Source organism: Carboxydocella sporoproducens DSM 16521 (assembly GCF_900167165.1).
Lineage (GTDB): Bacteria > Bacillota.
Map to the genome: position 1 here is coordinate 1 of NZ_FUXM01000055.1, position 11665 is coordinate 11665.

General features: G+C 51.2%; 10 protein-coding genes and 5 tRNA genes. 10 read left to right on the top strand and 5 right to left on the bottom strand.

Features of this window, described 5'->3' with window-relative positions:
* The first annotated feature begins 103 nt into the window (after window positions 1–103).
* From B5D20_RS12815 to ald, 10 genes are all read left to right on the top strand, one after another.
* Entirely contained in the window at window positions 104–2095 is a 1992-nt protein-coding gene (locus B5D20_RS12815; RefSeq protein WP_078666618.1) for a DNA translocase FtsK, read from the top strand.
* Entirely contained in the window at window positions 2077–2805 is a 729-nt protein-coding gene (locus B5D20_RS12820; protein WP_078666609.1) for a pseudouridine synthase, read from the top strand. The genes B5D20_RS12815 and B5D20_RS12820 overlap by 19 nt, the downstream gene beginning before the upstream one ends.
* On the top strand, window positions 2786–3421 hold the full coding sequence (locus tag B5D20_RS12825; RefSeq protein WP_078666610.1) for an ABC transporter ATP-binding protein: 636 nt from the start codon (window positions 2786–2788) through the stop codon (window positions 3419–3421). The genes B5D20_RS12820 and B5D20_RS12825 overlap by 20 nt, the downstream gene beginning before the upstream one ends.
* On the top strand, window positions 3414–4184 hold the full coding sequence (locus tag B5D20_RS12830; RefSeq protein ID WP_078666611.1) for an ABC transporter permease: 771 nt from the start codon (window positions 3414–3416) through the stop codon (window positions 4182–4184). Before B5D20_RS12825 ends, B5D20_RS12830 begins: the two co-directional genes overlap by 8 nt.
* Window positions 4185–4224: 40 nt before the next feature.
* On the top strand, window positions 4225–5754 hold the full coding sequence (locus B5D20_RS12835) for a HEAT repeat domain-containing protein (RefSeq protein ID WP_078666612.1): 1530 nt from the start codon (window positions 4225–4227) through the stop codon (window positions 5752–5754).
* Between the two features lie 80 nt (window positions 5755–5834).
* Complete coding sequence (locus B5D20_RS12840; protein ID WP_143311875.1) at window positions 5835–6626, top strand: ZIP family metal transporter; 792 nt, start codon at window positions 5835–5837, stop codon at window positions 6624–6626.
* Between the two features lie 11 nt (window positions 6627–6637).
* On the top strand, window positions 6638–7078 hold the full coding sequence (locus tag B5D20_RS12845) for a DUF441 domain-containing protein (protein WP_242946631.1): 441 nt from the start codon (window positions 6638–6640) through the stop codon (window positions 7076–7078).
* Window positions 7079–7092: 14 nt separating this feature from the next.
* Window positions 7093–8187 carry a tetratricopeptide repeat protein gene (locus B5D20_RS12850; RefSeq protein WP_159071772.1) on the top strand — a complete coding sequence of 365 codons (1095 nt, stop codon included), beginning with the start codon at window positions 7093–7095 and terminating at the stop codon, window positions 8185–8187.
* Window positions 8188–8197: 10 nt separating this feature from the next.
* Window positions 8198–9766, top strand: a complete 1569-nt coding sequence (locus tag B5D20_RS12855; RefSeq protein ID WP_078666616.1) for a sigma-54 interaction domain-containing protein — start codon at window positions 8198–8200, stop codon at window positions 9764–9766.
* Between the two features lie 155 nt (window positions 9767–9921).
* On the top strand, window positions 9922–11052 hold the full coding sequence (gene ald / locus B5D20_RS12860) for an alanine dehydrogenase (protein WP_078666617.1): 1131 nt from the start codon (window positions 9922–9924) through the stop codon (window positions 11050–11052).
* Window positions 11053–11146: 94 nt separating this feature from the next.
* Here ald and B5D20_RS12865 read toward each other — a convergent pair.
* The 5 genes from B5D20_RS12865 to B5D20_RS12885 all read right to left on the bottom strand — a co-directional run bounded on the left by B5D20_RS12865 (window position 11147) and on the right by B5D20_RS12885 (window position 11575).
* A tRNA-His gene (locus B5D20_RS12865) sits at window positions 11147–11222 on the bottom strand.
* Window positions 11223–11232: 10 nt separating this feature from the next.
* Window positions 11233–11309 (bottom strand) — tRNA-Arg (locus B5D20_RS12870).
* Window positions 11310–11332: 23 nt separating this feature from the next.
* Window positions 11333–11408, bottom strand: a tRNA-Trp gene (locus B5D20_RS12875).
* Between the two features lie 7 nt (window positions 11409–11415).
* A tRNA-Arg gene (locus B5D20_RS12880) sits at window positions 11416–11492 on the bottom strand.
* Between the two features lie 8 nt (window positions 11493–11500).
* Window positions 11501–11575, bottom strand: a tRNA-Gly gene (locus B5D20_RS12885).
* Window positions 11576–11665: the final 90 nt, after the last annotated feature.

Sequence of the window (11665 nt, forward strand, 5' to 3'; positions counted from 1 at the left end):
GGGGGCAAATCAAGTATTCGGAAAGGAGGCGAAAGCCTGGTCTGGGGGCCGACTTGGCTGGAGATAAAAACAGTCAAGTTTTTTGAACCAGGTTTCAGGGAACATGGGAGAGGAACCGAGATTTTATCGGGAGATTCCGGCTCCAAAAGGGCGGGATCTGATTGACTATATTAAAAATCTGGGGCAATCAGCATCTCAGCCGGCTACGGAGAAAGCCAGACCGGTTACACCGCCGGCTAACCAGGATACTGGGGTGAGTCCGGGTGCGGGGCGACGCAGTCCGGCTCAGGGATTGTCGGTATCCAAGTTTGAGGAATTGTTTAGCTACCGGCGTCCCGTGTTGCTGGAAGAACTGGAGCGAAAAAAACAAAAGGAAGCGGAAAAAAGGCAAGGGGAAATACTGGCGGCACAGGCAACGGCCATGGAAATGGCCCCGGTTGTGGCGGAGACTATCACAGAATCTTTTCAGGAAGACATGTCCCCTACCCGGCTCTTGACTGACGATGAGTTACTGGCTCTGACCAGTGCCTGGGAAGAACTGGAGGGATGGGATGCTGAAACAGCAGATGGGGAAGAGTCTGAAGAAACAGTAGTGCAGACTGAATTAGAAGAGAAACCGCTTCAGCCGCTAGAGATCAGCAAGGAGGCGGGAGCCAGCTGGCAGGAACCGCAGTCAGTACTGCCTCCTCTGGAGTTTCTTACCTTGCCACCGACAGAACAGACTGCCAACGATGATGATGAGGAAATCCTTCAAAACGCTGCCTTGCTGGAGCAGACTCTGTCTCATTTTGGCATCAAGGCTCAGGTTACCGATTTCAGCCGTGGACCGACCATTACCCGCTATGAATTGCAACCGGCACCGGGGGTTAAGGTCAGCCGGATTGTTGGTCTGGCCGACGATCTGGCCCTCAGTCTGGCGGCAGCCGATATTCGGATTGAAGCTCCCATCCCTGGCAAATCGGCGGTGGGCATTGAAGTACCCAATCGTCAGGCCCGGCCCGTCTATTTTCGCCAGGTGCTGGAGGATCCCCAGGTAAGCAAGCATCCTTCGCCGCTGGCGGTGGCCCTGGGCCAGGATATTGCCGGGGAAACGGTGGTAGCTGACCTGGCCCGCATGCCTCATCTGCTGATTGCTGGTTCTACTGGTTCGGGAAAATCGGTTTGTATGAACACCCTGATTGCCTCCGTCCTCTTCAGAGCCCAGCCCTGGCAGGTCAAGTTCCTGATGATTGACCCCAAGATGGTGGAGCTATCAGTTTACAATGGCATCCCTCACTTGCTGGCTCCGGTGGTAACTGATCCCAAACAGGCTACTGCTGCGCTAAAATGGGTAGTAACTGAAATGGAAAACCGCTATAGCCTGTTTGCTGCCAGTGGTGTGCGCAATCTGGAAAGCTATAATCAGCTGCTGGTATCCCGCCAGGAACAGCCTTTGCCCCTGATTGTGGTGCTGATTGATGAGCTGGCAGACCTGATGCTGGTGGCCTCCAAGGAAGTGGAAGAATACATTTGCCGGCTGGCCCAGATGGCCAGGGCGGCAGGGATACATCTGGTCATCGCTACCCAGCGGCCATCGGTAGATGTAATTACCGGTATTATCAAAGCCAATATCCCTAGCCGTATAGCCTTTGCCGTATCTTCCCAGGTAGATTCCCGCACCATTTTAGATATGGCTGGAGCAGAAAAACTGCTGGGCCGGGGAGATATGCTCTTCTTCCCCCTGGGACAACCCAAACCGCGCCGGGTACAGGGCGCCTTTGTCAGTGACCGGGAGATTGAAAGACTGGTTAACTTCTGGCGCCAGCAAGGCGTGCCTGATTATCTGGTGGGTTTTGGTAGCGAAGACAACAATAATGAAGGCAAAAACCTGGAGGAAGAGGATGAATTGCTGCCGGAAGCTATCCGTCTGGTTATTCAATATGGTCAGGCTTCTGCTTCCCTTTTGCAACGCCGCTTCCGCATCGGGTATACGCGGGCTGCACGGCTCATCGATATCATGGAGCAAATGGGAGTAGTGGGCAGTTATGGAGGCAGTAAACCCCGAGAAGTTTTGATGACAATGGAGGAATTTGAACAGTGGCTCGGGAACGCTTAGACAGGATTCTGGCCCATCTGGGTCTGGGCAGCAGAAAAGAAGTCAAAGGCTTAATTAAGGCTGGCAAGATTACGGTAGACGGGCGGCTAGCCAATGACCCAGGTGAACCCATCGACCCGGAGAGCTGTTGTCTGGCCGTAGATGGCCAGTGCCTTACTTATCGGCGGCATTTTCATTATTTGCTGAACAAGCCGTCTGGTGTGATTACGGCCACTACCGACCGGCGAGAAAGGACGGTGCTGGATCTATTGCCGGCTGAGTGGCGGCGACCGAATCTTTTCCCGGTGGGAAGATTAGATAAAGATACTGAAGGGCTCCTTCTCCTGACTACTGATGGTCAGCTGGCGCATCGCCTGCTAGCTCCCAAACATCATGTGGATAAAACCTATCTGGTGCGGGTGGATGGTCCGCTGGGGGAAAGGGAGCAAAAGGCTATTGAGCAGGGGGTAGAGCTGGAAGATGGCTACCTGACCCAACCTGGCCGGCTGGAGATTCTACGGGCAGAAACTCCGGGAGAAGGGCTGATTACCATCCATGAGGGAAAATATCATCAAATTAAGCGCATGTTCGCAGCTCTGGGACTAAAGGTAATCTATTTAAAGCGAATGAGTATGGGCCCTTTGCAGCTGGATCCGGCACTGGCTCCAGGGGAGGCCCGGCCGCTGACAGCAGCTGAGGAGGCGAGTTTGTATGCTTTCATCCAAACTTGAAGTGAAGGGGCTGACCATTCCGCCCCTTTTTTATAATCTTTCTTTTCAACTTAATGCCGGGGAATGGAAGCTGATAAGTGGTCCTTCTGGTACGGGAAAAAGTACCTTGTTACATTATCTTATCAACTACTGGCAGCCACCAGCAGGAACGATCTGGTTTAATGGCAGGGACATAACTACTATTGATCCGATAAGTTTGAGGCATCAGATGGTTCTGGTGCCGCAGCGGTTTTTTTTATTTCGAGGTACTGTGGCGGAGAATTTGCAAAAACCCCTGCTCTGGCGGGGAAAAAGTTTTAGCTGGTCGACTGCCCGGGACTTGCTGGCTGAATTGGGCTTACCGGAAATTGCGGCGGAGCAACGGGCTGAACTGTTATCGGGTGGGCAACAGCAGAGACTGGCGTTGGCCCGTGCCCTTTTGCTGGAACCAGAAGTGTTGCTCCTGGACGAACCTACTTCAGCCCAGGATGAGGACAATAGTCTCAGAGTGGAAAAAATAATTCGCCGCTATTGTGCCCGGGGAGGAGCCTGCCTCTGGATAAGTCACGATCCCAGGCAACTGGAGCGAATGGGGAATGTTCTCCACTTGAAGCAAGGGGGGGTTTTTCATGAATAACCTGGCCCTGGTACTGGCTTCCAGTCTGGTAATACTGGCTTTGTTCTTATCCAGAGCTTTTCGCCTGGGGCTGGAAAAGGAAATGCTGGCGGGTGTGGGACGAGCAGTAATCCAGCTTCTGGTCATCGGAATGTTACTTAACTGGGTTTTTGCCCGAAACCGCTGGTATTTTACTCTTGCCATGATCGGAATCATGGTTATTGTCGCTGGAGGAAACGCGGCTCGAAGAGGAGAGGGGATACCGCGGGTAAAACGGATAACCATACTGTCCATTGCTACCGGGGTGGCCGTACCGTTGCTGGTATTAGTGCTTACAGGAGCTATTAAAGCTACTCCTAAAGAAATGATTCCCGTGGCCGGAATGCTGGCCGGCAATGCTATGGTAGCCAGCGGATTGGTTTTGAAAAACATGAAAGAGAGCATGGTGCAACAAAGGGAAGAGATAATGAACGCCCTCTATCTGGGTGCTACCATTGCCCAGAGTGTAGCAGAGATTCGCCCCCGGATCATCAAGACGGGGATGCTCCCTACCATTGATGGTTTGCGCACTCTGGGCCTGGTACAGCTGCCAGGCATGATGACCGGGCTGATTCTGGGCGGAGTCTCTCCTCTGGTAGCAGTAAAGTATCAGATTATGGTGGCCTTTATGCTTTTAGGGGCCGTAAGTATTACCAGTATAATGGTGATTTTGCTGGCTTTACCTTCTTTTTTTACTGCGAATGCCAGTTTAAATGAAAATTTACTGAAGGAATTCGGTTCGTAAACGTCGAAATAGTTATCACCGGAAAGTGAAGGTGATAACCGTGAATTTTCAGCAGACTTTACAGCAACTGATAGAGGGCACCAGTAAAGCTGATTTTGCTGCAGCAGAAAAATTGCTGGAACTGACTGCTATTTTAGGGGAGTTTAAATGCCGTTCCTGGCAGATTCATCAGGCCCTGGACCAGTTTGCTGAAGACCCGGATTTGGCCCGGGAATTCAGTCGTCGCCTGATTCTGGCGGGAAGTATACCCAAGACCCGCTGGTGGGCCAAGCGCATAAAACATCTGCGGCGGCAGGGAGATCAGCTGGTGGCCCAGGTTGTGGCGGAAGAAGCGGCCAGCTGGTTGGGACATCCTGAATGGCCGGTTAGGCAGGGAGCAGTAGAGCTTCTGGCGGTAGGCTGCTCTATCCGTGGAGAATGGTTACAGCAGGCTTTGCGGGATTTTCGTGTCTATGTTCGGGGCATGGTTTACCGAATAATTTGTTTTGCTCTGGCCAACCCGGATGTTCAGAAAGTGGAAGGGCTGAGCCGTACTCAGCTTATCGAAATGGTGGAACAGGGGCTGGCGGACCCATCTCCCTATGTGCGGGAAAAGGCTGCCTATTGTCTCAGTTACCTGCCGGAAGTGGATAGTATTGAGCTATTGCAGCCTTTATTATATCAGACTGAGCAGCCATCCCGGGTACGTCTGGCTATTCTCAATGCCCTGATGGAAAATCTGGGGGAAGAGGAACAACGGCATTTGCTCTGGTCTTTGCGGCGGGACCAGCGGCTGGTAATGCGGCTGGCTATCCGGGAAATGGATTGTCAGTTAAGTCGACTGGACCTGGAAGAAGATGAACCCCTGCTGGCCTGGGGACAGTATTATTCTCCCTGGGATTCAGGGAACAAAGAGGCACTGGATCGCTGGTTAGCTATGCTGTTACAATCTGAACCGGCAGGACAGAAAGAAATCATAGGCCTGCTCAAAAGAGCCTGGCAGTTCCACTGGTTAACTGACTGGTTGGATTTTTTGAAGGAAGCCAGTGATAAACAGCTGCAAATACCGGTAGACCTCTGGGAGCTGGTTGGGGAGGAAGCTGTACCGGCATTGCTGGAAATCCTGCGTAAGGAAAAGGATGTGCAGCTGCGCCAGATAGCCATGGCTATCCTGGGACGACTGGGCTGTTATGACGAGCTGGAAAGACATTTGCTGGAGACCAGGAATCCCCCTGACTGGGAGGGGGTACTGGAACAGCTGGCCCGGGAAGGAAATCCCATCAGGTTGAACAACATCAGACCACTCTTAACCAGTTTTGCGCCCAGGGTGATTCTGGCTGCAACCCGTTATTTGCTGGCGATAGACAGTCAACAACTGAGCCAGTGGCTTAAGGCAGAGCTGTTGCAGCAATTGCTGCAAAATGTAGCAGAAGGTAAAATTTACGGAAAAAACTGGGGAGACCTGGCCCGCTTACTGGCGGCTCTTGCCTGTAAATGGCAGGTGGATTTGCGGCTATTGTTACCCGGTAGTGAGCAGGATAACATTTTATTACAACAGTTCATCCTGGAGGTTTATACCCACCGCAGCTAGGGTGGGTATAACTTTTTCCTGTAATTATGGACAAGAGTTAACGAATATGTTATGGTAAAGCTATTGAAGAGGGTGATAGATTGTTACTACATCTCAGTATGAGTTTAGCGGCGGGTTTAACTATTACTCTGGGTGCGATCCTGGCTTATCAGATTCGCAAGCCGGACCAGAAATTGATGGCAGCTTTTTTGGGTTTTGCCGCCGGGGTAATGGCAGCTTTGATTGGTACAGATCTGTTGCCAGAAGCTATGGAAACAGCAGGCTGGCCGCGGACTATCATCGGTGTTTGCCTTGGCTTTCTTTTCCTGGCCGGTATGGACAGGATTGCCCACCATACCCATGGTTTTGATCCGGAGGTGGAAAAGGAGATAGCCAGCAGCAAAGAACCGGATTGTGGCTGCTGTATCCACCTGGATCATACCAATCTTAACCCGGTCCATTTATGGAAACTGGGGTTCCTGGTGGCTTTAGGAACGGCCTTGCATAACCTGGTTGAGGGATTGACAGTGGGGGTTGGCTTCACGGTTGGGGAACACCTGGGAGAGGCTATTTTGCTGGCTGTAGTCCTGCATAATATTCCTATCGGCATGGCTATTGCCGTGCCCTGGCGTCTGGCCCGGCAGAGCCTGGTGAAAACGATAGCCATGACTTCATTGGTTGGGCTTTTTACCCCCCTGGGAACCTTATTGGGCCTGCTGGCTGATAGCCTGATTGCTCGTTTCGATGGGTTTATTATGGCAGTAGTGGCCGGGACCATGATCTATATCGCCTCCCTGGAGTTGATTCCCAAGTCCTACCGCAATCATCCCTGGTATGGGGCCATTGGGCTGGTAGTAGGGATGTTCACAATTTTTATTGTGCATCAACATTAGGAGAGATGGATATGGGGCAAAATATCCTTTTGTTAATTTTACTGGCTTTAGGGATACTGGGCCGGAATAATACGGTTGCTCTGGCAGCCTGTTTATTACTGGCCTTGCGTTTACTTAAATTGGACAAGCTGTTTCCCCTCATAGAAAAACACGGGCTGGAACTAGGGGTAATAGTTCTGACTATCGGGGTACTGGCTCCCCTGGCCAGTGGGGCGATTTCTCTAGAAACCATCTGGCAAACAGTGCGCAGTTCTTCCGGTTTGCTGGGGATTGCAGTTGGGGTACTGGTTGCCTATCTTGGGGGGCGTGGAGTCCATTTATTATCCGACCTGCCTCAGGCGGCAACAGGGATTATCATCGGTACAGTCATGGGTGTGGCCCTGTTACGGGGGGTACCGGTAGGACCATTGATTGGAGCTGGGATTTTAGCATTATTGCTTCAATATAAGTAGGGGAGGTTGTCATGGTGATTGAATACTTTTATCTACAAGCGGGAGAAAAAGAGATGATAGGGAATGTGGTGATTGACGAGAGGTTTCCCTTGCCTGTGGTGCAGGAAGACCTTGCTTATATGTTCAATAACGATAAGGGTATTCCCTGGGCTTACTTCATTAAAGGAATGGTATATGTGCTGGCTGAGGAAATCGACCCGGAAAACCACCAGAAATACTGGGAGTTTCTTCAGAATTATGACCCCAACCTGGCGGAAAAACTGGTGGCAGAAGGAGCAAAAGCTGCTGAAAAAGGTGCAAAAGACTGGGCGTTACGCTACTGGCAGGTAGCTGCTCGTCTAGATGGCAATCAGCCGGAGTTGCTCTATAATTATGGCATGTATTTTCTTGAAGAAGCGGCCAGGGCTAATGAAAACAGCAAAAGGGAAGAAATGCTGGAAAAAGCGGAAGAATATCTGGAAAAAGCGATTTGTATTAAAGGGGACTGGGCTCTGCCCTGGTACCGTCTAGGGTTTGTTTATCGTCATCTAGGCGACTGGGCTGAGGCTAAAGAAGCCTGGCAAAAAGCCCGGGAGCTGGGAGTGCCGGTAGAAGTAGAGGCGGAGATTGAACAATTAATCAATGATATCGATAGAATAGAACTGGTAGAATCCCAGTTTAAAAGCGGGCGAGCTTCACTGGCTCAGGGCAAGCTGAAGCAGGCAGCTTTGCTGCTTCAACCCCTGGTAAAAAAATATCCCGACTGGTGGGAAGCAAAATACTACCTGGGGCTGACGTATCGTTATCTAGAGGAATATGATAAAGCGATTGCTGTTTTAAGCGAAACAGTAAAACAGGCTCCCTGGTTTATTTCCGCTTACAATGAGCTGGCTATGTGTCTTTTTGTCCAGGGAGAACTGGAAAAAGCAGCAGATTATCTCTGGTTGGCTATTGCTAAACAACCTAAGGATGCTGGTTTATGGACAAACCTGGGCCTGGTGTATCAGAAGCGGGGTCAGTTGGATGATGCTGCTAAATGTTTCTACAAGGCACTGGAATTTAATCCTAAAGATGCCTTTGCTTTAAATTATCTTGCCGAATTGCCGGAAGAGTATCGCCGACCCTGCTAGGAGGGGAATTATGGCTATACTGCGATTTCGCATTGTCTACCAGGATCGGGTAGGGATTTTGTCTGATATAGCCAGGGAGCTTTCCCTGCAACAAGTTAACATCATTACTCTTGAACTTTCCCCCAATGTTATGTTTATGGAAGCGGAACTGCCGACGGGCCTGGATTTCAGCCGGATTAACCTGCTATTGCATAAGGTGGAAGGAGTCAAGGACGTCGAACTGGTTGAGCGCATGCCCCACCAGGAACGGGAATGGCACTTACAGGCCTTGCTGGATTCCATCAGTGATGGTATTCTGGCTATCGATCAGGAGGGCAAAATCGTAACCATTAATCCGGTAGCGGAAACTATTTTCCGCATTAAGCGGCAGGAAGCTCTGGGCCGACCGGTAGCGGAAATTTTAAGCCCGGATATTCCCATGCTCAAATGCTTGCAGGATGGGCAGCCCTATTCCCATAAAGAAATGATTCTCAATACCAGGCGGGGGAGATTGCACTTCCTGACTACCGGACGTCCGATTAAAGATGAAAAGGGCCGGGTTATCGGGGTGGTAGCCAGTATCAAGGATATGAGTGAGGTCAGACAGCTGGTTTACTCGGTAACCCAGCCGCCAATGACCACTTTTGCAGATATTCTCAAGACCAGTCCCTCCTTGCGCCCCCTAATCGATTTGGCGCAGACCGTAGCCAGAGGCAATTCCACTATCTTAATCAGGGGGGAGAGCGGTACGGGGAAGGAACTGCTGGCCCGGGCCATCCACATGGCCAGCCGGCGGCGGGGCAAGCCCTTTGTCCCTATTAACTGCGCTGCCCTGCCTGACTCCCTGCTGGAGGCGGAATTGTTTGGCTATGGCGAAGGAGCTTTTACCGGGGCCAAAAAAGGCGGTAAACAGGGGCTATTCGAATTTGCACACCAGGGTACCCTTTTTCTTGATGAAATCGGAGAACTATCTCCCCATCTGCAGGCCAAGCTTTTGCGAGTATTGCAGGAAGGGAGAGTGAGAAGAATTGGGGAGCAAGAGGAAATCCCGGTAGATGTCCGCATCATCTGTGCTACCCATCGCAACCTGGAGGAAATGATTGGAAATGGGCGTTTTCGGGAAGACCTTTACTACCGTTTAAATGTTGTCCCTCTATATTTGCCCCCCTTGCGCGAGAGAAAAGAAGATATCCCCGGTCTGGTGAAAAGCTTTATTGAAAAGTTTAACCAGCGCCTGGACAAAAATGTCCAGGTCATTGAACCTCAGGCTCTGAAGCGGCTGGAGAGTTATGACTGGCCAGGCAATATCCGCGAGCTGGAAAATGTAATTGAAAGGGCTATGAATCTGGCAGCGGGTCCGCGTCTGCAGGAACAGCATATACTCCTGGAAAGAAATCAGGAAGTGCGCTCAACCCTTCCCAGAAACAATTTTGGGGAAATGCGCACTTTGGCTGAAATTGTTGCTGAAGTGGAGAAAGAAGTTATACGTCAGGCCCTCAGTCGGTATAAAAGTGGGCGCCAGGCGGCTAAAGCGCTAGGGCTATCTCACACTGCCTTGCAAAATAAAATCAAGAAATATCAGCTGGCCGATGGCAACTAATCTTGCCATCGGCAATTTACGTTGCCATAATTGGAAACTAATATTGCCAAAATAAAAGAATGGAAACCGGGAACCTTATTAATAAGCTATTCGACAAATCGGCACAATTTTTGCAATAGTAGATGGTGCAGAAATTCAAGGGAGGTATGTTTTTTATGATTATTGGTGTACCCAAAGAGATTAAAAATAATGAAAACCGGGTTGCTATTACTCCGGCAGGTGTCCAGGCAATGGTCGCTGCCGGGCATAAGGTAGTAATTGAAAACAATGCCGGTGCAGGCAGCGGTATTAGCAACGAAGAATACATTGCTGCTGGGGCGGAAATTCTGGCCACTCCTCAGGAAGTATTTGCTGCTGCCGATATGATTATGAAGGTAAAAGAGCCCCTGCCGCAGGAATATGACCTTTTTAAAGAAGGCCAGGTTTTGTTCACCTATCTGCATCTGGCTCCCGAACCGGAACTGACCCGGGCCCTGCTGGCCAGGAAGGTAGTGGGCATTGCTTACGAAACCGTTGAGCTGGACAACCACACCCTGCCCCTCTTGACTCCCATGTCTGAAGTGGCCGGCCGGATGGCAGTGCAAATCGGTGCCCGTTTCCTGGAAAAACCCCAGGGTGGCAAGGGTATCCTGCTGGGCGGTGTGCCCGGGGTACCTGCTGCTGATGTAGTGATTATCGGTGGCGGTGTGGTAGGTACCAATGCTGCCAAGATGGCTATGGGTATGGGTGCTCAGGTAACCATTATTGACAAGAGCGCTGACCGTCTCCGTTACCTGGATGATATTTTCGGTGGCCGCATTAAAACCCTGATGTCTAACTCCTACAACATCGAACGGGCTGTGCGTTTTGCTGACCTGCTCATCGGGGCGGTTCTGATTCCGGGAGCAAGGGCGCCCAAACTGGTTACCGAAGAAATGGTCAAGCAAATGAAACCCGGTTCCGTAATCGTCGACGTAGCCATTGACCAGGGTGGTTCAGTAGAAACTATTGACCGGGTAACCACTCACAGTGATCCGGTTTACGAAAAACACGGTGTGGTTCACTATGCTGTAGCTAACATGCCTGGTGCTGTGGCCCGAACTTCTACTTTTGCCCTGACCAATGTTACCTTGCCGTATGCTCTGGAACTGGCCAACAAAGGCTGGGAAAAAGCTGTACGGGAAAGCAAGCCTCTGGCCCGTGGAGTTAATACTGTCGATGGTAAGCTGACCTATCAGGCAGTAGCTGAGGCTCTGGATCTGCCCTATACTCCTTTGACCGAAGTCTTACCTGGCGTACAACTCTAATAAAAAATAACAGCCCCCATCCCTGCGGATGGGGGCTTTAGGATTCGCATTAAAAAGGTTCGAACCTCCAACTTCGAACCTCGAACTTCGTATATGGGGTGACCGATGGGAGTCGAACCCACGCATGCAGGGGCCACAACCCTGTGCCTTAACCACTTGGCGACGGTCACCATAAATAAATGGCGCGCCCGGCAGGACTCGAACCTGCGACACTCTGCTTAGAAGGCAGATGCTCTATCCAGCTGAGCTACGGGCGCAGTCTATATGCAAATAAAATAAATGGCAGGGGAGACAGGACTCGAACCCGCAACCTACGGTTTTGGAGACCGCCGCTCTACCAATTGAGCTACTCCCCTACATAAATGGCGCGCCCGGCAGGATTCGAACCTGCGACCACCAGATTCGTAGTCTGTTACTCTATCCAGCTGAGCTACGGGCGCATGTTGTATGGAGCGGAAGACGGGATTCGAACCCGCGACCCTCGCCTTGGCAAGGCGATGCTCTACCACTGAGCCACTTCCGCATTTTTCGGCTTTTTATAAGCTTCGTCGGGCTGCGTTGCCGCCTGCCTCGTGGTCCTCGACGTACCTCCAGTACGCCTCCGGTGCCTCGC